Origin of the sequence: Pseudoflavonifractor sp., from assembly GCF_050943825.1 — a bacterium.
Classification (GTDB): Bacteria; Bacillota; Clostridia; order Oscillospirales; family Oscillospiraceae; genus Pseudoflavonifractor.
This window is the reverse complement of record NZ_JBMNPX010000008.1, coordinates 42,264-64,491: the sequence shown is the minus strand read 5'-3', so window position 1 is coordinate 64,491 and position 22,228 is coordinate 42,264. Positions and strand designations below refer to the sequence as shown.

Here is a 22,228-nt window from a genome sequence, read left to right as displayed (position 1 = left end):
GAACAATCCTCCTTAGCCCCAGATGGTCAGATGCTCCGCAATGGGGCCTAGAGCCAACGCCGGGAAGAAGGTCAGCGCGGCAAAGATGTACACAACAAAGACCAGAATCACTGCAAAGGAGAAGGTGTTGGTCTGCAGGGTGCCGGCGGACTCATTCACATGGTTCTTCTTCATCAGGGAGCCGGCGATGGCCATCTGGATCACGATGGACAGATAGCGGCCAAAGAACATGGCAAGACCGGCGGTCATGTTCCAGAAGTAAGTGTTATCTGCCAGGCCCTCAAAGCCGGATCCGTTGTTGGCAGCGGAAGAGGCATACTCATACAGCACCTGGCTCAGGCCATGGAAACCCGGATTGGTGATGCCCTCAATACCAGCCTTGGTAGCTACGGCCAGCGCAGAGAACGCCAGGATGAGGAAGGGATGGATGATGATACACAGTGCAGTAAGCTTCATCTCACGGCCTTCCACCTTTTTCCCCAGATACTCAGGGGTGCGGCCTACCATCAGGCCGCAGATAAACACGGCCAGGATAGCGTACATGATCATGTTCATCAGGCCCACACCCTTGCCGCCGAACACCACGTTGAGCATCATGTTCAGCAGGGGCACCATGCCGCCCAAAGGCGTCAGGGTATCGTGCATGTTGTTGACGGTGCCGGTGGTGAAGGCAGTGGTGACCGTGGTGAACATGGCCGACTGGGCAATGCCGAAGCGGACTTCCTTGCCCTCCATACTGCCGGCAGACTGGTTAAGGCCGATATCCGCCAGCAGAGGGTTGCCCTGGCTCTCAGCCCAGAAGCACAGGCTCAGCCCCACCAGGAAGAGGATGCCCATGGCGGCAAAGATGCTGCGGCCCTCACGGCCGAAGATCCGGGTGGTAAGGCCCTCGCGGGCAGCGGGCAGCGCGTTGTCGGGCGCGGCGTTCTGCATGCGCTCTTTGTGGCTGTCGCCCACCATCTTGCCAAAGGTGATGACACAGGCGCCGGGCAGCAGCATCATGGAATACATCTCAATGAGGTTGGACAGCATGGTGGGGTTCTCCAGCGGAGTGGAGGAGTTGGCGCCCAGAAAGCCGCCGCCGTTGGTGCCCAAGTGCTTGATGATCTCAAGCGCAGCGATGGGGCCCATTGCGATGGTCTGGAATGTGCCCTCCAGTGTCTTTACCACAACATTGCTGTCGAAATTCTGGGGCACACCCTGCCACACCAGCAGCATGCCGCCCACAACAGAGAACGGAATCAGGATGCGGGTGGTGATGCGCACCAGGTCAGCAAAGAAGTTGCCCACATTGTCTTTGCTCTTTCCGGCCAGGCCCCGGATGAACGCAACGCAGGCGGCGTAGCCGGTGGCCGCGGAGGCAAACATCATGAAGATGATGACCAGCATCTGGGAGAGGTAGCTCAGGCCGCTCTCACCGGAGTAGTGCTGCAGGTTGGTGTTGGTCATGAAGCTGATGATGGTGTTGAAGGATAGGGTGGGCTCCATGCCTCCAATCCCGTTGGGGTTAAAGAAGGGGATGCTCTGGATACGCAGGAGCAGGTAGCCGATGAACACCATGACGGCGTTGGTTCCCACCAGAGCCAGAACGTACTGCCTCCAGTTCATTCCCTTTTCGGGGTTTACTCCGCCGATTTTATAGATCACTCCGTCGACCCGATTAAACACCGGATCGGCAAAGGTATGCTTTCCTGCGGCGATATGATACATGTACCGCCCCACCGGAATGACAATTATCAAACAGATGAGAATTGTCAGAGCCAGCTGTAACATATGAAACTCCTCCTAAACTGTGGCCTCGTTGTTAGAATCGATCCGGATGCGCCAGAGCGTAGACCAGATAACTGCCCAGCAGCAAAACGATAATTCCAAGCAGAATCATATTTTTTCCTCCATCGTGGTCATTCCTGTTCGTCTACCTGCTTCTGGCACCACTTCGTCAGCAGCCAAATCAGGCCGAAGCATACCAGCAGGGTTCCTACCATTAATAGGTCCATCATGTCTGAGGCTCTCCTCTCTTCCAAAGCGTACTGCATGCGCGGCCTCCGGCTGCATTTCTATCGTCTGTACAGCATCGGCAGGCGGCATCAAAGCCGCTCAGGCCACGGCGGCAGGCAAACCGGACGAACTCCCGTTTTGCGTCCCTAGCATACCGCAAACTTTAATAAGCGGAGATTAAGGAAGGTACGGCTATGTTAATATAGGATTAATATTTCATATGACTCACTTTATTTTGCTGCTCCCTGTCCGAAGCAGGTTTGCTTAGATACGTTCCTTCTGTGTCGGCAAAGCTGCCCTGTTTCGCTCGTCCTCCAATCGGATCCGTTCCTGGCTCAGGCCGCATTCGTTCAGGATCGCGATCATCAAATTCTTCTCAAACGCATCCGGAATCGAATAGCCTGCAATCGGGATTCCCACAACCCCCATCACCCCCTGTGTCCCTCTGACTGACAAAAACAGCCATTTGGAGTCCGGCAGTGTACTGGTAGTTGCGCCGGCGTGCTTATTGTTTTTTTGAACCCACTTAGCTACCCCGATCTCCTCAGAACCCAACCCAGCCAAAATACTTTTTTCATCCTCCGGTTCTACCCGAAAAGTCAGTTCCCTCTCTGGTCCATTTAACGCATACAATACTGGACGGTCAAAAAGTCTGCTGAGCTGTTCCGCAGTCAGGCGCAGACATTCCCACTCTGTTCTGCCTTTTTGCAGTTTTTGACTGTTCTCCAGAAGGAGCTCTGTATAGTAGCTCTTTTCTGCGGCCAGGCGTGCCTGCGCCTTAACCCGACTGGCCAGAGAGCTTGCGATCATGCTGGAAAATAGCATAATCAAGAAAGTAACAGAGTAGCTGGGATCAGAGGCCTGGAATGAATATCGCGGTACTGTAAAAAAGAAATTGAACGCCGCCACGCTTAGAAACGAATTTACTGCACCATAAAGGTGGCTTCCTGTCCAGACCGCAGTCATGAGCACGCCCAGAATATAGACCGTTATAATATTGGACTCACTGAATCCCGCATAATAAAAGACAGCTCCAACGGCAGTTGAGAATACAAGCGCCGCCAGCATAATCGCCGTATCTCTCAAGGATAAGTGCACTTGAGGCCGGTGGAGCTTTCCAAGCGGTTTCTTATACAAAGGCTGATGGTCCGGAATAATATAGACATCCAGGTCGGTCAGCTCAAGCAGACGGTCTGTCAAGCTTTTCTTCCCCGTAATGGCGTTCTGCCTGTGATTCATGTGTCCCATAATAATCTTTGTCACACCGCTGACCCGTGCATATTCCGCAATCTGTACGGCTGGATCCGTTCCATATACCGTGGAAATTTGAGCGCCCAACTGCTCTGCCAGATGTAAATTATTCCGCAGGCGTTTGAGATTCTCGCCAGATAGCTCTTTTGTCTCCGGCGTCTGTACGAACAGCGCGGTAAACCCACTGTGAAAAGCCTCTGCCATCCTGGCAGCTGTCCGGATTACCCTGGCGTTAGAGGGCGCAGAGGACAGACAAATCAGGATGTGCTCGCCAGCCTTAGCACTCTTTTCCTCCCCTTTTTGCAGCGCCGCACGGTTTAACTGATCTGCTGTACGGCGCATGGCAATCTCACGCAGCGCCGCCAGATTCTCTGTGGTAAAAAAATTTTGAAGCGCCTGCTTGGCCTGGCGCTCCCGGTATACCTTGCCCGCCTGAAGCCGCTTCACCAGCTCGTCCGGCTCGATATCCACCAGCTCAACCTGGTTCGCCCGGTCAAACACCCGATCCGGAATCCGCTCATTCACCGCTATGCCCGTAATGGAAGACACCAAATCGTTCAACGACTCCAGATGCTGCACATTGACCGTGGTATAGACATTAATCCCGGCTTTGAGCAGCTCCTCTACATCTTGATAGCGCTTTGTGTGCCGACATCCCCGGGCATTATTGTGAGCTAACTCATCTACAAGAATAAGCTGCGGCTTCCGCTGCAATGCTTGATCCAGGTCGAACTCTTTGAGCTTGATGCCCCGATAATCGATCTCCTTACACGGCAAGACCTCCAGCCCCTCCAGCAGGGCCTGGGTATCCGGTCTGGCATGCTGCTCCACATAGCCTACGACAACATCAATCCCCTCCTTCTGGAGCTGATGGGCCGCCTCCAGCATGGCATATGTTTTTCCCACGCCTGCCGCATACCCGAAAAATATCTTTAACCGGCCCGGAGATACCGTACCTTCTGTGTTATGTGGAGCATATTCCAGCTCTTTTTCTGTCTGATCCATACGCGCTCTCCTTCTCCGCTTTTCTCCGAGAATATACCATTTTGTTTATCGTACCATGCGCCGCGCTATGAAATGATTAGTAATACGTATCAGACATTAAGATGACATAAAAATAAAACCGGACGCCAAGCACACTTGGCGTCCGGTTTATATTCGTCTGTTTCTTCCACCCCAATATACGCTTGGCCATGGCCCGCCGGTAGCAGTCGGCCAGCAGCCTGCGATTAAAGAGGCTGTCAAAACTGAGGCTCCCGCTCATTTTTGATATGCCGGTGGAATGCCTCCACTACCGGAGTCAGTGCCTGTTCCTTTTTCCAGACCAGCACCGTTCCCGTCTCCATAGCCGGAGAAAGGGGACGGAACCGGAGGTCATCAAAGGCCAGGTTTAGGTCAAATCCCAGCGCCGCCCCCACGCCGCAGCGCACCATATTGGCAGCGTTAAGAATCAGGTTGAAGGTAGCGGCAATCTGCAGGCGATCCCAACAGTCCCCAAACCAGCTGGCCAGCTCCTGCTGTACGCTCTCCCGCCCGCTGACCAGCAGAGGAACCGATTCCAAATCCTGCGGCGTGACCGCGTCCAGCTCAGCCAAGGGGGAATCCTCCCGTACCAGCACACCCCAGCGGTCCTTCTCCTCCATCCGGCAAAAGGCATATTTGCCCACATCCACCGGCTCCGTCAGCAGCCCCATGTCCAGAAGTCCCGTGTCCAGCCGCTCCTTCACATCGTCGGCGATGGCGCTGAAGATGCGGAAGGTAACCTTGGGGTAGCGCTCTCGGAAGGTGCGGATGGCCTGGGAGAGGAAGGTCATGCTCCGGCTCTCCCCCGCGCCGATGGCGATCTCACCCATCAGCTCCGTCTCCCGGGCGGCAAATTCCCGGGCTGTTTTGTCCGCCAGGTCCACCAGCTCCTGAGCACGGCGGCGCAGCAGCATTCCCTCGTCGGTGAGCACGATATGGTACCGGCTGCGGTGAAAGAGCTGTACCCCCAGCTCCTCCTCCAGCTGCATCAGCTGCCTGGACAGGGTGGGCTGGGTCAGATGGAGCAGGGCCGCAGCCTTGGTGATGTTCTCCTCCCGGGCCACCGCCAGAAAATATCTCAAAACACGAAGCTCCATGGGCATCCCTCCTTTTTTCATCCTACCACCCCCGTCCCGCTCCCGCAAGATAAAAATGCCTTCACAGAATAGCTGTAAATAGAAAATGGGTATTTTACATTTCTGGGCGTGGGATTTACAATGGAGCCAGAAAAGGAGGTTATTCACATGAACGCATTGGTTGCTTATTTTTCCGCTACCGGCACCACCGCCAAGGCGGCAAAGGCTCTGGCAAGCGCCGTGGGCGGAGACCTCTATGAGATCAAGCCCGCTGTTCCCTACACCAGCGCCGACCTGAACTGGATGGACAAAGGTTCCCGCTCCAGCGTTGAGATGAAGGATACCAGCTCCCGTCCCGCTCTGGCCGACACCGACGCCCCGGTAGCCGGACACGATGTGATCTTCCTGGGTTTCCCCGTGTGGTGGTATGTGGCCCCCACCATTCTCAACACCTTTCTGGAGTCCTATGACTTCACCGGCAAAACCATCGTCCTCTTTGCCACCTCCGGCGGCAGCGGTCTGGGCAAGTCGGCGGCCGGACTGCGCTCCAGCGCCCCCGGCGCCAAAATCGTGGATGGCCGGATGCTCAATGGCCGCCTGAACGAGGCGGAACTGAAGGCCTGGGCGGAGGGGCTCAAGCTGTAAAGCATCCCGGATATGCAAAAAATGTGGAGTGTCTGTTGGACACTCCACATTTTTCATATCTCTCTTTGCAGATACACCATGTCCACCAGCTGAATCCCGCACTCGTAGATGGGGTGGTCGTAGTGGTCGGTGAAAAAGTTCCGGACCAGGTGGTGCCTGCGAAAGCCGCAGGACTCATAAAACGGGATGGTGGAGGGACTGTCCCCGGTGCCCACCTGCAGCACTGTATACTGTCCTATGTAGGTTTGGACGAGGAAGTCCACCAGGGCTTTCCCATAGCCTTTGCCCTGAAAGCCTGGCTTTACGGCGATGTTTTTCAGTTCCAGGATACCGCTGCCTTCGTCGGTTACCACGCATTCGGCCTTGACTCCGCAATCCTCCAGAACATACATGGTTCCTCGCTCCAGGTATCGGTCGATCATGTTCTCCTGCTCATCCGCCAACAGGAGCAAATCGAGGTATTGCTTTTTATCGGCTTCCACTTTTCTGATTTCCATGGGCACACCTTACTTTTTCAGAAGCCGCTTCAGCGCAGCGGCATCCAGCAGATTCACCGTCGCGAACTTTCCCTGATAAAATACCGCCCAGTTGTTGAACACACATGGCAAAGCTTTGGCCTTTTCCAGCGTATCCACCGGAATGAGGGTATAGGGAGCTTTCAGTTCTTGACAGGTCCTGCGCACCAGTTCCACGCTCTGATGGATGTAGGGACACTGGGCACTGTAATAGATGGTCAGCTCCTGATGTTCCGTCTCCAGCCGCTTGGCGTTCTCTGCAAAGCGTGGCTTGGTTCCGTCAAAGGAAAGGGCCAGCAGCCGGTAGCCGTCCGGGGTGGTATCCACCGTTTTAAATCCATACTTTTCTGCAAAGGCCTGGTCCGAGAGCCAGGCCTTCTGTTTTTCCGCGCCCAGCATGCACACGCCGGATTTGCCCCTGGCCCTGGCGTCGGCCAGACAGTACTCCATCAGCTGCCTGCCGTAGCCCTTGCCCTTGAAGTCCCCGGTGACCCACAGGCAGTAGATGTAGAGATAGTTCTCTCCCTCCACCGGTACCCAGGCAGTCTCCAGCGGGGCATATTCAATGAACACTACGCCTTTGGCATCCAGCTTGCGGAACACATGCCCTTCTTTCAGCCGCTCTTTGAGCCAGGCCCGCTTGGCTTCTACTCCGGGATGGGGTTTCTTGCTGCGGATAATGCAGCACAGGTGCTCCTGCGCCAGATTTTCTTCTGTCAGATTGATAAATTGTTCGTTCATCGCTTATCACCGCTTTTCATACACCAGATCCACAATCCCGTTCCAATACTCCGTTCCCACCAGCTTCAGCGGAAGCTCCTGAGACAGTTCCGGGAACAGCCGCACGCCCTTGCCAAGCACTGTGGGGATGAGCGACAGCCACAGCTTGTCGATGCGGCCCTCTTTCAGCAGCTGTCCGGCCACGGATGCGCCGCCGCAGATCCAGACATTGCCCTCATGCTCCCCTTTCAGCTTGTCCGCCAGGGCAGCCAGTTCCCCATTCCAGAAGAAAATGTCCTTCTGATCCTCTTCCTGCCGGTTGGTCACCACATAACAGGGTCGTCCCTCATAGGGCCAGCTGTCCGGGGAGAGCTCCGTGACCAGCTGGTGATAGGTGGTCCAACCCATGACAATGGCGTCCACCGTATCCAAAAATGCCGGGTAACTGCCGGGGGCGTCTGGCTCGCTGCCGTCGCCTACCAGCCAGCTCACGCCGCCCCGCTCGTCCGCAATATAACCATCCACGCTCATGGCGAGATACAACACAATTTTTCCCATGGCAATTCTCCTTTGTTTCCTCTATTATATCCAAGCGATATAAAAAAACAAGGCAAGTGAAACATGACAGACAGTTGTCCTGTTCCTGTGCTATAATACAGAAGAAACAAGAAAGGCGGTGCGGCTTATGAAGATGGAGCGGCTCATTGGCATTCTGTCCATCCTGCTCCAGTGTGAGAAGGTCACCGCCCCGGAGCTGGCGGAACAGTTCGAGGTATCCCGCCGTACCATCCAGCGGGACATCGAGTCCCTGTGCCGTGCGGGTATTCCCATCACCACCGCCCAGGGCACAGGCGGCGGCATCTCTATTATGGAGGGCTACCGGGTGGACCGCACTGTGCTCACCGCTCCTGAGATGCAGGCCATCCTGGCGGGACTGCGCAGCCTGGACAGCGTCAGCGGTACCCGCCGCTATGCTCAGCTGATGGAGAAGCTGTCCGCCGGAACAGGCGAGCTGGTACCCGGCGGTGCTCACATGCTCATTGACCTCTCCTCCTGGTACAAGACCAGCCTGCCGCCGAAAATCGAGCTCATTCAGGGAGCCATCGAGCAGCACCATACCATCTGCTTTACCTATTTCTCCCCCAAGGAGGAATCGGTGCGCACTGTCGAGCCCTACTACCTGGTGTTTCACTGGTCCACCTGGTATGTGTGGGGCTGGTGCCGGATGCGGGAGGATTTCCGCCTGTTCAAACTGAACCGCATGACGGAGCTCACCACCGGCGAACTCTTTGTCCCTCGTTCCGTACCTCTGCCTAACCTGAACCCGGAGCGGGTCTTTCCGGTAAAATATCAGGTCACCGTTCTCTTTGAACCCACCTGCCGCTGGCGGCTGGTGGAGGAGTACGGCGCAGACCGCTTCACCGTGGAGCCGGACGGCCGGCTGCGCTTTACCGGCGGCTTTCCAGACGCGGACAGCGTGCTCAGCTGGGTTCTGACCTTTGGGGACAAGTCGGAGTTGCTTGAGCCAGAAGATCTGCGGGAACGACTTAGGGATTTGACCGACACATTGGCCGACCGTTACAGGAGGAATTGACATGGCGTCTCATGCTGATTTTGTGGACTATGTGGCCGAGCAGCTGCGGGAGGCCGGAGCCATCCGCAGCCGGAAGATGTTCGGCGAATACGGCCTTTACTGCGACGATGTGTTCTTCGCCGTCATCTGTGACGACCAGTTTTTCGTAAAAGTCACCCCGCAGGGAGAAGCGGCCTTCCCTCACCTGCCCAAGGCCCCGCCCTATGATGGGGCCAGGGACTCCTTTCTGGTGGAGGATGTGGAGGACCGGGAACTGATGACAGAGCTGACTCGCATCACCTGTGAGGCACTGAGAAACAAGCCCAAAAAGACGCGGAGGAAATGACCATGGCCTTTGACTACAAGAAAGAATATAAGGAATTCTATCTGCCGCCCAAGACGCCGGGCATCGTCACAGTACCCGCCATGCACTTCCTGGCAGTGCGTGGCCAGGGTAACCCCAATGAGGAAAATGGGGCCTACAAGCAGGCCCTGGAGCTGCTCTATGCCGTGGCATATACCATCAAAATGAGCAAGATGGGCAAGCACAAGCTGGAGGGGTATTTTGACTATGTGGTGCCGCCTCTGGAGGGCCTGTGGTGGCAGGAGGGCGTCCACGGAGTGGACTATACCCATAAAGAGCATTTTCAGTGGATTTCCCTCATCCGCCTGCCGGAGTTTGTGACGAAAGAGGTCTTTGACTGGGCCATCCGGGAGGCTACGGAAAAGAAACAGCAGGACTTCTCCCCGGTAGAGTTCTTCCCCTGGGAGGAGGGCCTGTGCGTCCAGTGCATGCACATCGGTCCCTATGACGACGAACCCGCCACCGTGGCCGCCATGGAGGAATACATCAAGGCCCAGGGGTACGAGGAGGACTTTGGGGAGAGCCGGTTCCACCACGAGATTTATTTAAGCGATGTGCGGCGGTGCAAACCAGAGCGGCTGAAAACGGTGATTCGGCATCCGGTGAGGAGGGTACTATGAAAGGCTTTACGCGGGCAGAAACCCGTTTCTCCCTGTGCGGACTCAACTGTGCCCTGTGTTCCATGCACCTGGGCGGCTACTGTCCCGGCTGCGGCGGCGGAGCAGGCAATCAGAGCTGTGCCATTGCCAAGTGCTCCCTGGAGCACGGCGGCGTCCAGTTCTGCTGGGAATGTCCGGAATACCCCTGTTCCCGCTACGAGGACTTTGACGACGGGGACTCCTTTGTCCCACACCGAAACCGGCAGCAGGACGTCGCCCAGGCCAGGGAGCTGGGACTGGAAACATACCTTGCCCAGCTGGAGGAAAAACGGGCGATTTTGGATGAACTTCTGGCCCACTACAACGATGGCCGCCGCAAAACACTTTTCAATACGGCGGTCTACCTTCTGCCCCTGGAGGACTTGCGCACTGTGATAGCCGCTCTGAGCAGCAGGCCGGAACTGACTGAACAATCCGTCAAGGAGCGGGCCCTTGCCGCTGTGGAGCTGCTTCAGGCGGCCGCTGACCGCCTGGATATCAGCCTGAAGCTGAACAAGAAGCCGAAAAGCTGAGAAAGGAATCCGGTTATGGAAATCAGACTCGCGCAAGCGCAGGACATTGACGCCTGGATGGCATTGGTGGAACAGGTCCGGGATGTCTTTCCCGGTCTGGAGACCACCGAGGCTATGGAGGAGCACAGAGTCACCGTCCTCGGCTTTATGGAAAATTCCTCTGCCGTCTGCGCGGCGGAGGCGGACCGCATGGCCGGCATTCTGCTGTTCTCCAGAGACCCCGCCGAGCTGTGCTTCCTGGCGGTGGACCCAGACTGCCGGAGACAGCACATCGCGCAGAAGCTGGTGTCCTTTATGCTGACACAGATAGAAGATGGCAAAGATATCTCCCTGATCACCTATCAGGAAGACGACCCCAACGGGCAGGCTGCACGTGCCTTCTACAAGCACCTGGGCTTTTCAGAGGGCAGGCTGACCGAGGAATTCGGCCATCCCGCCCAGGAGTTCGTTCTGAAACGTCAGGCCACCGGGCAGGCATAATAACAGAAAACCAGGCAGCGGGGACAGCGCATGTATGGCGCCGTCCCCGCTCACTTTTGTATTTTCATTGCAGAAAGCAAGAGAAAAGCAAGGACTTTGTTCCACGCAGCAGGGCAATTCTATGGTATGATAGAAAAACCCTTCGGAGGTGAGGCAATGAAAGCAAGTTCTATCGCCCATCGGCGTGTCCTTGATTACGCATATATGGACATTGACACTCTGTTCCGGGATTTTCACATTTCCGACCAAGGCTACAGCGACGAACAGGTGGAAGAGAGTCGTGCCCGGTATGGAAAAAACAGCTTGTCCGGCCGTGCCTCGGATACGGTGCTCTATCGCCTGGGACGGGCTTTTCTCAACCCGTTCACCATCATCTTGTTTGTGCTGGCCTGCATCTCCTTTTTGACCGACGTGGTGCTGGCCTCTAATTTCAGCCGCAATATTACCACGGTGGTCATTATCCTGTGTATGCTGCTCATCAGCGGCGCGGTACGGTTCACCCAGGAGCTGCGGGCAAAGCGGGTGGCGGACCGCCTGACGGGGATGATTGCTTCCACGGTACTGGTGCGAAGAGACGGAAAATGGGTCAGGGTGTCCTCCACCGAGCTGGTGGTGGGCGATCTGGTCCGTCTGGCCGCCGGTGACCGGGTCCCGGCAGATATCCGCCTGACGGCAGCCAAGGATTTATTCGTCTCCCAGTCGGTCATCACGGGTGAGAGCGCAATCCTGGAAAAGAACGCCGACACCCTCTCTCAAGGCCAGGCACAGTCCTACGCCGGGTACCGCAACCTGGTTTTCATGGGCTGCGCCCTCACCGGCGGCAGCGGCGAGGGCGTGGTCCTGGCCGTGGGCGAGGACACCGTCTACGGCGGGTTTGCAGCGGCGGAGTCCTCACGGAAAAACAGGTTTGACCAGGGCGCCAACTCCATTGCGTGGGTCCTGATCCGCTTTATGGCCGTCCTCATCCCGGTGGTTCTGATTGCCTGCGGCCTGACAAAGGGCGACTGGGTTTCCGCATTCCTGTTCGCGCTGTCCGTTGCCGTGGGCCTGACGCCGGAGATGCTCCCCATGGTCATCAACGCCTGTCTGGCCAAGGGCAGCGCAGCCATGGGAAAAAAGCAGACCGTGGTGAAAAATATTAACGCCATGCAGGGCTTCGGCAGTATGGACGTGCTGTGTGTGGACAAGACCGGCACCCTGACCGGAGACAAAATCACGCTGGAATATTACATGGATATTCTGGGCAATGAGAGCCAGAAGGTTCTGGATTTCTCCTATCTGAACAGTCTCTATCACACCGGGGTTAAAAATCATCTGGACAGCGCCCTTCTGCAGTGCCGTGAGATGCCGGGCCATGAGAGGTATTTTCAGGAGCTGGCTGCCCACCACCAAAAGCTGGACGAGCTGCCCTTTGACTACGAGCGGCGGTTTGCCAGCGTTCTGGTCCGGCATGAGGAGGAAAACCTGCTGATCATCAAGGGCAGCATTGACGAGGTATGCCGCCGGTGCAGCAGCGTGGAGTACAAGGGCCAGCGCCATGCGTTCTCCGGCGACGGCGCGGAGAGTGTCCGCGCCATTGTGGACGAGATGCTGGAGGACGGGATGAAGGTGCTGGCCGTGGCCTATAAGCCGCTGAAAGAGGCGACGCTGTCCCAGGCGGACGAGCACGACTTTATCCTGCTGGGATACCTGGCCTTTTTTGACGCGCCCAAGGAGAGCGCCGCCGGAGCCATCCAAAAATTGCAGAAGCTCCATGTGGGGGTGCGGGTGCTGACCGGCGATCACCGGGATATCGCGGTCTCTGTGTGCCGGAGGCTGGGCATTGACACCGCCCAAACCCTGACCGGCAGAGAGCTGGAGCAGCTCAGTGACGACGAGCTTCCCATCAAAGTCGAGCACACCACCCTGTTTGCGGAACTGTCTCCCAGGCAGAAGGTGCAGGTTGTCCAGCTTCTGTGGGCCAACGGGCATACCGTGGGCTTTCTGGGGGACGGCATGAACGACCTGCCTGCCATCGTGGAGGCGGATGTGGGCATATCCGTGGACACTGCGGCGGAGGCCGTCAAGGAGGGTGCGGATGTAATCCTGCTGAAAAAGGACCTGAATGTGCTGGAGGAGGGCATCCACGAGGGTCGGAGATCCTTTGCCAACGTGTCCAAGTACATCAAAATTACGGCCTCATCCAATTTCGGCAACATCCTCTCCATTGTGGTCGCCAGCGTATTCCTTCCCTTTTTCCCCATGACCTCTCTGCAGCTCCTGCTGCTGAATCTCCTCTATGATATCCTGTGCCTTGTTCTGCCCTGGGACCATGTGGACGAGGAGATCTGCGCCCGGCCGCTGGAGTGGTCCGGCAGAACCCTGGGCCGCTTCATGCGCTTTTTCGGCCCCATCAGCTCCTTCTTCGACATTCTCACCTTTTCCTACCTGTTCTTTGTCCTATGTCCCTCGGTGTGCGGCGGAAGCTTTGCCTCTCTGGCCGGCAGTGGGGAAGCGCTGCGCTTTATCGCCCTCTTCCAGACCGGCTGGTTCCTGGAATCCATGTGGACCCAGGTGCTGATTCTGCACCTGCTGCGCACACCCAGAATACCGCTGCTGCAGAGCAGGCCCTCCAGACCGGTGATGCTGGTCGCTCTGCTGGGCACCCTGTTCTTTACCGTTCTGACCTTTACCCCGGCCGGCAGCCCCCTGGGGCTTACCCCCCTGCCGCCCGTCTATTTCGGCTTTCTGGCCCTTGTTGTCTCGCTGTACCTGCTCCTGGTCACCCTGGCCAAAGGCCGGTACATCCGCCGCTGGCGTGAGCTGCTGTAAGAGAGGAGGAATCTGTGATGAAAAAACACATCGGATTTATCACGCTGGATTTCTCCCTTGCAGGCTGGCTTTCCAACGCGCTCCGCACCGCTCCCCCCTCCCCCGCCGCCCAGGAGCTGCTGGAAGGGCTGGGAGACCTGATGAACGGCAGCGCGGAGTCCCTGATGCTGGAGCTGGGAGAGGGGGCCCATGAGGCCGCAGGGGAGGACACCCTCCGCTGCGGCAGCCTCTCCATCGACTTCAGACTGCGCAGAGTCAGCCGGGACGGCACGGAAATCTCCCTGACCCCGAAGGAATTTGATATTCTGTGCTTCCTGGCCCGCAACCGGGGCGAGGTGTTCACCAAGGAGCAGATTTACCAGGCCGTGTGGGAGAGCGACTACCTGCTGGATGACAGCAACATTATGGCCTTCATCCGAAAGCTGCGGAAGAAAATCGAGCCGAATCCCGACGCACCCCAGTATATCCTGACCATCTGGGGCATCGGGTACAAATTCAGCGACAAGCTGTAATCTTAAATTCTTACCAAATCGCAAGAAAATCGCAAGGTTTCTGCCATGTGATTTTTCTTGCGGTTTTTTTATACTCATTCAGGACGCAAGGAGGGAGGGAACGACATGGATTCCGACAGCAGTCCTCAACGTATACAGCCCGTGGAGTTCCATCTCCCCGGCGGCTGTATCGCCTTGAACACACGCAAGGAGGTATAAAACCATGAACAAGAAAGAGAATCGCCGTTTGGCGCATCAGGCAGCCCAGCAGGCTGCACTCCGCGATGAACACAACCGCCGCATTCAGGACGCGGCAGCCGCCTCGGTCACCACCCTTCTCAGAGAGCTTCATGCTCCGCTGAGCGGCCTTGACCCGGAGGCCGTCACCGCCAGCCGCGCCAAATACGGCAGCAACAAGGTGACCCACGAGAAGAAAAAATCCCTGCCCAGGCGGCTGGCCGGCGCGTTTGTCAACCCCTTTACCGCCATCCTGCTCTGCCTGGCCCTGGTCTCCACCATGACGGACATGGTCTTTCCCACCCTCTCCCTCTTCGGCAGCACGCCGGAGGACTTTGACTGTCTGACGGTGGTCATCATCCTGACCATGGTCATCATCTCGGGCACGCTCCGCTTCGTCCAGGAGTCCAGAAGCGGCAGCGCGGCGGAGAAGCTGCTGGCCATGATCACTACCACCTGCACGGTCACCCGCAAGGGCCAGGAAAAGGTGGAAATCCCCATGGACGAGCTGGTGGTGGGCGACATTGTCCACCTGTCTGCCGGAGATATGATTCCCGCCGATGTGCGTATTCTGGAGGCCAAGGACCTGTTTGTCAGCCAGGCCAGCCTCACCGGCGAGAGCGAGCCGGTGGAGAAGCAGCCCCAGGCAAACCCGCAGAAAGAGAGCGTGACCGATTACACCAACATCGCCTTTATGGGCAGCAGCGTGGTCTCGGGCAGCGCCGTGGCCGTGGCGGTCTGCGTGGGAGACAGCACCCTCTTCGGCTCCATGGCCTCCTCGGTGGCGGGTGAGGCGGTGGAGACCAGCTTCACCAAGGGCGTAAACGCCGTCTCCTGGGTGCTCATCCGCTTCATGCTGGTGATGGTCCCCCTGGTCTTCTTCATCAACGGCCTCACCAAGGGCGACTGGCTGGACGCCTTCCTCTTCGGCATCTCCATCGCTGTGGGCCTGACCCCTGAGATGCTGCCCATGATTGTGACCACCTGCCTGGCCAAGGGCGCGGTGTCCATGAGCAAGAAGAAGACCATTGTCAAAAACCTCAACTCCATCCAGAACTTCGGCGCCATCGACATTCTGTGCACCGACAAGACCGGAACCCTGACCCAGGACCAGGTGGTGCTGGAGTACCACCTCAACATAAACGGCGAGGATGACACCCGTGTGCTGCGCCACGCCTATCTCAACAGCTATTTCCAGACCGGCTACAAGAACCTGATGGACCTGGCCATCATCCGCAAGACGGAGGAAGCCGAGGCGGAGGATCCCCGGCTGGTGGACCTGTCGGAGCACTATGTGAAGGTGGACGAGATTCCCTTCGACTTTGCCCGCCGGCGGCTGAGTACCGTGGTGCAGGACAAGTCCGGAAAAACCCAGATGGTGACCAAGGGCGCTGTGGAGGAGATGCTCTCCATCTGCTCCTTTGCCGAGTGCGACGGTGAGGTCCAGCCCCTGACGGAGCATGTGCGCCAGCGGATTCTTCAGACCGTGGACGAACTCAACAACAAGGGCTTCCGGGTGCTGGGCATCGCCCAGAAGAGCAACCCCTCTCCTGTGGGGGCCTTCGGTGTGAAGGACGAGCGGGACATGGTGCTCATCGGCTACCTGGCCTTCCTGGACCCGCCCAAGGAGTCCACTGCCGACGCCATCCGGGCCCTCCGGCGCCACGGCGTGACCACCAAGATTCTCACCGGCGACAATGACAAGGTAACCCGCACCATCTGCAAGCAGGTGGGTCTGAAGGTGCGCAACATGCTGCTGGGCTCCGACCTGGATGCCATGAGCGACGAGGAGCTGGCAAGAGCCGCCGAATCCACCGATGTGTTTGCCAAGCTCACCCCCGACCAGAAGGCACGGGTGGTATCGGTACTGCGGGAAAACGGGCACACTGTGGGCTTTATGGGGGACGGCATCAACGACGCCGCCGCCATGAAGGCCGCTGACATCGGCATCTCGGTGGACACCGCAGTGGATGTGGCCAAGGAGTCGGCGGATATCATCCTGCTGGAGAAGGACCTGATGGTGCTGGAGCAGGGCATCATTGAGGGCCGCAAGACCTACGCCAACATGATCAAGTACATCAAGATGACCGCCTCCTCCAACTTCGGCAACATGTTCTCGGTGCTGGCCGCCTCTGCCCTGCTCCCCTTCCTGCCCATGATGAGCGTGCACCTCATTTTTCTCAACCTGATTTACGACCTGTCCTGCACCGCCATTCCCTGGGACAATGTGGACGAGGAGTTCATTTCCAAGCCCCGGAAGTGGGACGCCTCCAGCGTAGGCAACTTCATGCTCTGGCTGGGGCCCACCAGCTCCATCTTTGACTTTACCACCTATCTCTTCATGTACTTTATCTTCTGCCCCATGTTTGTCTCCGGCGGCGTGCTCTTCAACGACCTGGCCTCCCATTTCAGCGGCGCGGAGTTGGCCCTGATGCAGGCAAAGTATATCGGTCTCTTCCAGGCAGGCTGGTTTGTGGAATCCATGTGGAGCCAGACCCTGGTCATCCACATGATCCGCACCCCCAAACTGCCCTTCCTCCAGAGCAGAGCCTCCGCTCCCCTGACCCTGCTCACACTGACCGGCATCGCCGTGCTCACCATCATCCCCTTTACCCCCTTCGGCGCCGTGCTCGGCTTCGTCGCCCTGCCCGCCGCCTATTTCGCCTACCTCATCCCCTGCATCCTGCTCTATATGGTGCTGGCAACCAGCCTGAAAAAAGCCTATGTACGCCACTACGGCGAACTACTCTGACGACAGGAGGAATTTTGTATGACCTGGTCCAAGCTGTGGATGGATTTGTTCGGCCGCACTTCCCTGTTTGGGATTGATATGGGCTTCTGGGTGGCCATGTCCGCCGTCTTGCTCATCGTGATTGTGATGAACGTGGTGTTCTGGGGCATGAAGCCCAAAACGGGACATGACGCATCTGGCAGCAAATAAAAAATACTGACCCACACCAACATCAAGGCCGCTGACTGGACTTCCACACGCCAGTCAGCGGCCTTTTCGCTGTTTCCGGGCTCTATGCCTGGGGCTGTTCCGGTGGTATTTCCTCCGCCGCTGTGCTATAATGCCGGTAACACGCGAAAGAGGAAGGGGTGTTACCATGCGAATCCTGATGCTGGGTAACAGCTTCACCTTCACCAACAATCTGCCCCAGATGCTGGCCGGTCTGACCGGCGCGGAAGTAGTCCACCACACCCGGGGCGGAGCCCGGCTGTCCGAGCACCTGAATCCCAGCACCAAGCTGGGCGCACAGACGCAGGCGGCACTGGAAAACGAACACTGGGACTATGTAGTGCTCCAGGAGATGAGCCACGGGCCCATAACCACCCCAAAAAGCTTCTTTTCCAGCGTGAAACTGCTCTGTGAGCAGATTCAGAAAAACGGAGCTGTCCCCGTTCTCTACGCCACCTGGGCCTACCAAAAAGGCGGGGACAAGCTGGCGGCCAAGGGCTGGGACTATGACGAGATGGCCCGCAGCATGTCCGAGGCGTACCACAGAGCCGCTCAGGAAAACCACGCCCTTATCGCCGATGTGGGGCAGCGGTTTTATGAGTTGTCCGATATCCAGGACCTCTACGCCCCTGACGGCGTCCACCCCAACGAACCGGGCTCCCGCATTGCGGCTCAGACCATTGCGGCGGTCATTCAAGCGCACAAGGAGAGACAGCTATGATTCGAGATATCTGCAAAGACGAGGCCTTTCTGGCCCAAAAGGCGGAGCCTGCCACGCCGGATGATATTCAGATTGCCGCCGACCTGCTGGAGACACTGGAGCACCACAAGGACGGCTGTGTGGGCATGGCGGCCAACATGATCGGCGTGAACAAACGCATCATCGCCTTTGACAACGAGGGCACCTACATGGTCATGTTCAACCCGGAGATTATAAAAAAATCCGGTCCCTACGACGCGGAGGAGGGCTGCCTCTCCCTCACCGGTATCCGTCCCGCCAAGCGGTGGCAGTCCATCAAGGTCCGCTGGCAGAACGAGCATTTCCAGGAGCGGCTGAAAACCTTCACCGGCTGGACAGCCCAGATTATCCAGCATGAACTGGACCACTGCGAGGGCATCATCATATGAAGAAATGTAAAATCACCGTCATGCGCATCACCCAATACCAGGACCTGATGGCCCAATATGAGAATCCCATCTCCCACGCCTGCGACATGAGAGAGGGACAGGTCTTCATCGCCAACGGCTGGGAGCGGCCCGAGGGCTTCTGCCAGAGCGCCTGGGACACCCTCTCCCCCTTTGTGCTGGCCCTGAGCCACGGCGGAGAGAATTTCTACGACGGCTGGATGAAAAATCCCAGGTCCGCCATGCTCTCCTGCAATGACGGATTCCGGCCGGTGAGCTTTCTGGTGGAGGCGCTGGACGAGGACGCGGACTGAGGAGGACACGCCATGTTTGAAAATAAGGTTGCCGTGGTCACCGGCGGCGCAAGGGGTATCGGCAAGGCCATTGCGGAGGAGTTCCGCAGGGAGGGCGCCAGGGTATGCGTCATTGACCTGCTGCCCAATGACTACTATGTGGGCGATCTGGCCGACCAGACGGTCCTGGAGGACTTCGCCCGCAAGGTCATCGACGACTGTGGTCATGTGGACTTTCTGGTCAACAACGCCCTGCCCCTGATGAAGGGCATCGACGAATGCACCTATGAGGAGTTCAACTATGCCCTGCGGGTGGGCGTCACCGCGCCCTTTTACCTCGCCAAGCTGTTCGCGCCCCACTTTGCCCCCGGGGCCGCCATCGTGAACATCTCCTCCTCCCGGGACCGGATGAGCCAGCCCCAGACCGAGAGCTACACAGCGGCCAAGGGCGGTATCTCCGCCCTGACCCACGCTCTGGCGGTGAGCTTCAGCGGCAGGGTTCGGGTCAACTCCATCTCCCCCGGCTGGATTGACACCGATTACACCGTCTATGAGGGCCCCGATGCCGTCCAGCAGCCCGCCGGACGGGTGGGCAATCCCATGGACATCGCCAATATGGTGCTCTACCTCTGCTCGGACAAGGCGGGCTTCATCACCGGCGAGAACCTCTGCATTGACGGCGGCATGACCCGCCAGATGATCTACCACAACGACTGCGGCTGGACGCTGCAGGGCTGAGACCGTTTATAAAACACAAGACCGCCTGGGCTCACTGCCCAGGCGGTCTTGTTTCAGTTTACCCAGTGGGCCACGGCGTCCCGCAGGAAGCGTGCGCAGCCGGGAGTGTGTTTGTCATAGTAGGCGGTAAACCGCTCATCCATCACATAGAGCTCGGCAATCCCCCGGTGTCTGGCCGGGTCGTACCGGTTCCCGGTGATGGTGAGCCACCGGCGGTGGAGGGCAGCAATCTCCTTTCCCTCCTCCCCCTCCGGGGACAATCCGGCCTGAACCGCCGCCTCCAGCCGCTCCTGAATCTCCCGGCCCAGGTCGGTCCACTCCCGGTACTGCTCCTGGGTCAAATTCATCACCGCGGCGTTGGCCTCGTCCACCTCTTTGTCGCCGTACTTGGCGCGGATTTCCGCCCCATAGGTCTCCTCGTTATGCGCCACGGCCCGCTTCTTGAATGCTTCAAATTTCTGCTCGTCGCTCATGATTTCATTCCTCTCTTCCGCTCCGATGGTGTCTTTCACCGACCGGATCAGCTTCTCCAGCCGCTCCCGCTCCGCCTCCAGGGCTGTCAGATGGGTCCGCAGGGCGGCCAGACGGTCAAAGGAGGGATCGTCCAGACATTCCTTGATTTGGGCCAGCTCCACCCCGAGGGCCCGGTAATAGAGAATGTCCTGCAGCCGGTCCACCTCCGCGCCGCCGTAGTAGCGGTAGCCACTCTCCGCCACACGGCTGGGCTTCAGCAGGCCAATCTGGTCGTACCAGCGCAGGGTGCGGGTGGTCACCCCGGACAGGCGCGACAGCTCCTGAATGGAATACTCCATGAAAATCCCTCCTTACGGACAGTGTAGCAGTTGACGGAGCGTCAAAGTCAAGGGGAAAATATATTTCTTTTGATGGGCCGGAAAATCTGGTATACTGGGGGCAACACAGACGGGAAGGAAAATCACTCCATGAAACTTGCCATTCTCTCTGACACCCACGGCCTGCTGCGGCCGGAGGTGACGGAATATCTGAAAAATGCCGACGTCATTCTCCACGGCGGCGACATCAACAAGCAGAGTATTGTGGACGAGCTGCGGAAATACGCCCCGGTCTACATCGTCCGGGGCAACAACGACAAGGAGTGGGCGGAGGACATCCCCCACGACCTCACCGTTACTCTGGACGGCGTGACCTTTTACATGGTCCACAACAGGAAGGAGGTCCCGGTGGACCTCTCCGGAGTGGATGTGGTAGTGTTCGGCCACTCCCACAAGTATATGCAGGAGGAGAGGGGCGGCATTTTGTGGCTCAATCCCGGCTCCTGCGGTCCCAGGCGGTTCCACCAGGAGATTACCATGATGGCGGCGGAGCTGACAGACGGAAAGCTCCATGTGGAGAAAATCACCATTCCCCACGAGGTGAAGTGATGGAACTGGGCCTGACCTTTCCCCTCCAGCGGTTTCTGAAAGCGAAAACGCCGGCCTACGGCACAGAGCCGGACCGGCGTTTCTGCTGGGATCTCCATGTCATCGGCCTGCGGGGTTGCAGGTGCCTGCTGGCCGTCCACTGTCACAGCCGGTACACCTTCGTGCGCTATGACGTATCTCCCCTCCAGTGGAAGGACATTCCCGGACTGTTCCGGGAGGGGCTGATTGACAGCCTCACCGCAGCCGGATTTGCCCCAAATCAGGTGGAGGAATATCTCCATCAGGCAGGCCGTATGGAAATTACCCGCACCCACGGCCGCCGTGAGGTGGCCTTTCTCAACCGGGCGTGGGAGGATGTGCTTACCCTGGATTTGTGTCTGGACACCGACAGCCAGCTCCAGCCTCTGCTGGACCACGCCGTCAACACCCGCCCCAGCCGGTGCGTGGGCTTTGAAGGGCTGGGGATGGGGCTGGAGCGGATAACCGCAGTATTGAAGTAAGACGCCTCCGGAACCCCGCTCAGGACGAGGCTGCGGACAGCTTCTCCAGCTCTCCCTCGATGAGGGAGACGGCAATGGTAAAGGCCTGGATACGGCGCTCGGCCAGGGTGATCTGGGCGCGGCAGCGGGCAGGGTTTTCCTTCCTCTCCAGGGTCTTGACGGTCTCACGCAGCTTGTGCAGAGTGGAGTCAATCTGCCGCTTGGCCTCCAGCAGCTCTTCTTCGGAATAGGTCATGCTTGCCTCCTGAAAACAGATATCACGGTCTGATGCTCTCCAGTATAGCACATCACAGGAGGGTATGTCAGGAAACCGGGCGAAAGTGGCAGCTTTCCTTGGTAGATTTTTTGCCGCCCGGACGGTATACTGAGACGCAGAAATGATACTTCAGGAGGAAAACGCCATGAGTTTGGGAAGCAGCCTGTATCACGCCCGGAAAAAGAGCGGTCTCTCTCAGGAGAATGTGGCCGAAAAGCTGGGAGTCAGCCGCCAGACCATCTCCAAATGGGAAACCAATGAGACCTTGCCCGACATCCGTCAGTCCAAGGGGCTGGCCATGCTCTACAATATGACCCTGGACGAGCTCATTGAGTACGACTTTGACGAGCAGCAGGCCCAGCAGATGATTGAGAGCGTCAGCGAGGAGGCCCAGGCCCGGATCGACTGGAACAAGGTGTGGAGCAAGAAGTACCCCGTGCTGGCCACCTACCACAAGACTGTGCGTATCAATGACTACGCCCCCACCCTGCGGGAGATGCTCACCCAGCTGCGGGTGGACTACGGCTACAACAACACCGACGCCCTGCTGGTGCTCAAGGACATTCTGGCCCGGGTATGGAAGGGGCAGATGTGAGCCCTTC

General features: G+C 57.9%; 26 protein-coding genes. 17 read left to right on the top strand and 9 right to left on the bottom strand.

What is annotated here, in order from left to right:
• Nucleotides 1-12 precede the first annotated feature (12 nt).
• The 4 genes from ACOX7T_RS08825 to ACOX7T_RS08810 all read right to left on the bottom strand — a co-directional run bounded on the left by ACOX7T_RS08825 (nt 13) and on the right by ACOX7T_RS08810 (nt 5,369).
• Nucleotides 13-1,773 (bottom strand): potassium-transporting ATPase subunit KdpA, encoded by a 1,761-nt coding sequence (locus ACOX7T_RS08825; RefSeq protein ID WP_433441889.1) that lies wholly within the window; start codon nt 1,771-1,773, stop codon nt 13-15.
• 31 nt (nt 1,774-1,804) lie between these two features.
• Complete coding sequence (kdpF, locus tag ACOX7T_RS08820; RefSeq protein WP_433441960.1) at nt 1,805-1,882, bottom strand: K(+)-transporting ATPase subunit F; 78 nt, start codon at nt 1,880-1,882, stop codon at nt 1,805-1,807.
• A 380-nt stretch (nt 1,883-2,262) separates the two neighbouring features.
• Nucleotides 2,263-4,254, bottom strand: coding sequence for a DUF4118 domain-containing protein (locus ACOX7T_RS08815; protein WP_433441887.1), 1,992 nt, complete (start codon nt 4,252-4,254; stop codon nt 2,263-2,265).
• 236 nt (nt 4,255-4,490) lie between these two features.
• On the bottom strand, nt 4,491-5,369 hold the full coding sequence (locus ACOX7T_RS08810; protein ID WP_433441885.1) for a LysR family transcriptional regulator: 879 nt from the start codon (nt 5,367-5,369) through the stop codon (nt 4,491-4,493).
• A 147-nt stretch (nt 5,370-5,516) separates the two neighbouring features.
• On the opposite strand from ACOX7T_RS08810, the gene ACOX7T_RS08805 reads away from it, so the two are divergent.
• A complete protein-coding gene (locus ACOX7T_RS08805; protein WP_433441883.1) occupies nt 5,517-5,993 on the top strand; it encodes a flavodoxin in 477 nt (158 codons plus the stop codon).
• Between the two features lie 53 nt (nt 5,994-6,046).
• Here the strand turns inward: ACOX7T_RS08805 and ACOX7T_RS08800 are convergent, their stop codons facing one another.
• Genes ACOX7T_RS08800 through ACOX7T_RS08790 form a run of 3 tightly spaced genes read right to left on the bottom strand, consistent with a single transcriptional unit; the run spans nt 6,047 to nt 7,786 of the window.
• Entirely contained in the window at nt 6,047-6,490 is a 444-nt protein-coding gene (locus ACOX7T_RS08800) for a GNAT family N-acetyltransferase (protein WP_433441881.1), read from the bottom strand.
• Between the two features lie 9 nt (nt 6,491-6,499).
• Nucleotides 6,500-7,249 carry a GNAT family N-acetyltransferase gene (locus ACOX7T_RS08795; RefSeq protein WP_433441879.1) on the bottom strand — a complete coding sequence of 250 codons (750 nt, stop codon included), beginning with the start codon at nt 7,247-7,249 and terminating at the stop codon, nt 6,500-6,502.
• A 6-nt stretch (nt 7,250-7,255) separates the two neighbouring features.
• The gene (locus ACOX7T_RS08790; protein WP_433441877.1) at nt 7,256-7,786 is read right to left on the bottom strand and encodes a dihydrofolate reductase family protein; all 531 of its coding nucleotides are present in this window, start codon (nt 7,784-7,786) and stop codon (nt 7,256-7,258) included.
• 127 nt (nt 7,787-7,913) lie between these two features.
• On the opposite strand from ACOX7T_RS08790, the gene ACOX7T_RS08785 reads away from it, so the two are divergent.
• The 13 genes from ACOX7T_RS08785 (at nt 7,914) to ACOX7T_RS08725 (ending at nt 19,470) form a co-directional block, all read left to right on the top strand.
• The gene (locus tag ACOX7T_RS08785) at nt 7,914-8,822 is read left to right on the top strand and encodes a helix-turn-helix transcriptional regulator (RefSeq protein WP_433441875.1); all 909 of its coding nucleotides are present in this window, start codon (nt 7,914-7,916) and stop codon (nt 8,820-8,822) included.
• Nucleotide 8,823: 1 nt separating this feature from the next.
• Nucleotides 8,824-9,147 carry a TfoX/Sxy family protein gene (locus ACOX7T_RS08780; RefSeq protein ID WP_433441873.1) on the top strand — a complete coding sequence of 108 codons (324 nt, stop codon included), beginning with the start codon at nt 8,824-8,826 and terminating at the stop codon, nt 9,145-9,147.
• Between the two features lie 2 nt (nt 9,148-9,149).
• The gene (locus ACOX7T_RS08775; RefSeq protein ID WP_433441871.1) at nt 9,150-9,785 is read left to right on the top strand and encodes a GyrI-like domain-containing protein; all 636 of its coding nucleotides are present in this window, start codon (nt 9,150-9,152) and stop codon (nt 9,783-9,785) included.
• Nucleotides 9,782-10,336, top strand: coding sequence for a DUF3795 domain-containing protein (locus tag ACOX7T_RS08770; protein ID WP_433441869.1), 555 nt, complete (start codon nt 9,782-9,784; stop codon nt 10,334-10,336). Before ACOX7T_RS08775 ends, ACOX7T_RS08770 begins: the two co-directional genes overlap by 4 nt.
• A gap of 15 nt (nt 10,337-10,351) precedes the next feature.
• On the top strand, nt 10,352-10,816 hold the full coding sequence (locus tag ACOX7T_RS08765; RefSeq protein ID WP_433441868.1) for a GNAT family N-acetyltransferase: 465 nt from the start codon (nt 10,352-10,354) through the stop codon (nt 10,814-10,816).
• A 156-nt stretch (nt 10,817-10,972) separates the two neighbouring features.
• Nucleotides 10,973-13,627 carry a magnesium-translocating P-type ATPase gene (gene mgtA / locus ACOX7T_RS08760; protein ID WP_433441866.1) on the top strand — a complete coding sequence of 885 codons (2,655 nt, stop codon included), beginning with the start codon at nt 10,973-10,975 and terminating at the stop codon, nt 13,625-13,627.
• 17 nt (nt 13,628-13,644) lie between these two features.
• Nucleotides 13,645-14,139 (top strand): winged helix-turn-helix domain-containing protein, encoded by a 495-nt coding sequence (locus ACOX7T_RS08755; RefSeq protein ID WP_433441864.1) that lies wholly within the window; start codon nt 13,645-13,647, stop codon nt 14,137-14,139.
• A 202-nt stretch (nt 14,140-14,341) separates the two neighbouring features.
• Nucleotides 14,342-17,107 carry a magnesium-translocating P-type ATPase gene (gene mgtA, locus ACOX7T_RS08750; RefSeq protein WP_433441862.1) on the top strand — a complete coding sequence of 922 codons (2,766 nt, stop codon included), beginning with the start codon at nt 14,342-14,344 and terminating at the stop codon, nt 17,105-17,107.
• Between the two features lie 18 nt (nt 17,108-17,125).
• Nucleotides 17,126-17,296, top strand: a complete 171-nt coding sequence (locus ACOX7T_RS08745; protein WP_433441860.1) for a hypothetical protein — start codon at nt 17,126-17,128, stop codon at nt 17,294-17,296.
• A 166-nt stretch (nt 17,297-17,462) separates the two neighbouring features.
• Nucleotides 17,463-18,035: an SGNH/GDSL hydrolase family protein gene (locus tag ACOX7T_RS08740; RefSeq protein ID WP_433441858.1), complete on the top strand. Its 573-nt coding sequence runs from the start codon at nt 17,463-17,465 to the stop codon at nt 18,033-18,035.
• On the top strand, nt 18,032-18,442 hold the full coding sequence (locus tag ACOX7T_RS08735) for a peptide deformylase (RefSeq protein WP_433441856.1): 411 nt from the start codon (nt 18,032-18,034) through the stop codon (nt 18,440-18,442). The genes ACOX7T_RS08740 and ACOX7T_RS08735 overlap by 4 nt, the downstream gene beginning before the upstream one ends.
• Nucleotides 18,439-18,753: a TIGR04076 family protein gene (locus ACOX7T_RS08730; protein ID WP_433441854.1), complete on the top strand. Its 315-nt coding sequence runs from the start codon at nt 18,439-18,441 to the stop codon at nt 18,751-18,753. The genes ACOX7T_RS08735 and ACOX7T_RS08730 overlap by 4 nt, the downstream gene beginning before the upstream one ends.
• Nucleotides 18,754-18,765: 12 nt before the next feature.
• The gene (locus ACOX7T_RS08725) at nt 18,766-19,470 is read left to right on the top strand and encodes an SDR family oxidoreductase (RefSeq protein WP_433441852.1); all 705 of its coding nucleotides are present in this window, start codon (nt 18,766-18,768) and stop codon (nt 19,468-19,470) included.
• Nucleotides 19,471-19,523: 53 nt separating this feature from the next.
• Here ACOX7T_RS08725 and ACOX7T_RS08720 read toward each other — a convergent pair whose 3' ends face one another.
• Complete coding sequence (locus ACOX7T_RS08720; protein ID WP_433441850.1) at nt 19,524-20,282, bottom strand: MerR family transcriptional regulator; 759 nt, start codon at nt 20,280-20,282, stop codon at nt 19,524-19,526.
• A 129-nt stretch (nt 20,283-20,411) separates the two neighbouring features.
• Here ACOX7T_RS08720 and ACOX7T_RS08715 point away from each other — a divergent pair, with 129 nt between their 5' ends.
• Nucleotides 20,412-20,870, top strand: coding sequence for a metallophosphoesterase family protein (locus ACOX7T_RS08715; RefSeq protein ID WP_433441849.1), 459 nt, complete (start codon nt 20,412-20,414; stop codon nt 20,868-20,870).
• A complete protein-coding gene (locus ACOX7T_RS08710) occupies nt 20,870-21,370 on the top strand; it encodes a DUF6933 domain-containing protein (protein ID WP_433441847.1) in 501 nt (166 codons plus the stop codon). The genes ACOX7T_RS08715 and ACOX7T_RS08710 overlap by 1 nt, the downstream gene beginning before the upstream one ends.
• A gap of 19 nt (nt 21,371-21,389) precedes the next feature.
• Here the strand turns inward: ACOX7T_RS08710 and ACOX7T_RS08705 are convergent, their stop codons facing one another.
• Entirely contained in the window at nt 21,390-21,605 is a 216-nt protein-coding gene (locus ACOX7T_RS08705; RefSeq protein ID WP_433441846.1) for a hypothetical protein, read from the bottom strand.
• A gap of 166 nt (nt 21,606-21,771) precedes the next feature.
• On the opposite strand from ACOX7T_RS08705, the gene ACOX7T_RS08700 reads away from it, so the two are divergent.
• Nucleotides 21,772-22,221 carry a helix-turn-helix transcriptional regulator gene (locus tag ACOX7T_RS08700; protein WP_433441844.1) on the top strand — a complete coding sequence of 150 codons (450 nt, stop codon included), beginning with the start codon at nt 21,772-21,774 and terminating at the stop codon, nt 22,219-22,221.
• Nucleotides 22,222-22,228: the final 7 nt, after the last annotated feature.